Genomic DNA, 444 nt, shown 5'->3' on the forward strand with positions numbered 1-444 from the left:
CCATCGTCCTCGCCGTCCGCATCGCCGTCGAGCAGTCCGTCAGCCTCACCGTCCGTCGCACCGTGCACCAAGCCGATTGCCAATTTCATCATCACAGACATCAAAGGTAGGACGTACTCCTACAAGGACACTTCGACCGTCGCGGATCCCCTCAACTGTCCGATCACGGCATGGTTCTGGGCTTTTGATGACGGAACGATCGACAACAGCAATGCGATCAGCCCGGTCCACAAGTACACGGGAAGCGGAGCTGACAAGGCGACTCTGACGGTCACGAATTCGGCCGGCTCTTCTTCGGTGGGGCCGAAGTGAGCGCATCTGCTAGGCGGCGATCTCATGGGCAGTCTCTTGTCGAGTTCGCCCTGGTATTGCCCATCTTCCTGCTCCTGCTGCTCGGGCTCTTCGACGCGGGCCGCATGGTCTACATGAACAGCACCCTCTCGC

At 59.9% G+C, this 444-nt stretch carries 2 protein-coding genes; both read left to right on the forward strand.

The window, feature by feature from the left end; genetic code table 11:
- Positions 1-162: 162 nt before the first annotated feature.
- The gene (locus I6F37_RS46470) at positions 163-312 is read left to right on the forward strand and encodes a PKD domain-containing protein (RefSeq protein ID WP_368736824.1); all 150 of its coding nucleotides are present in this window, start codon (positions 163-165) and stop codon (positions 310-312) included.
- On the forward strand, positions 309-444 hold a 136-nt coding region (locus tag I6F37_RS46475), incomplete at its 3' end, for a TadE/TadG family type IV pilus assembly protein (protein WP_225154386.1). The genes I6F37_RS46470 and I6F37_RS46475, both read left to right, overlap by 4 nt.

The sequence above is a fragment of the Bradyrhizobium sp. NBAIM08 genome, from assembly GCF_020193935.1.
Classification (GTDB): Bacteria; Pseudomonadota; Alphaproteobacteria; order Rhizobiales; family Xanthobacteraceae; genus Bradyrhizobium; species Bradyrhizobium yuanmingense.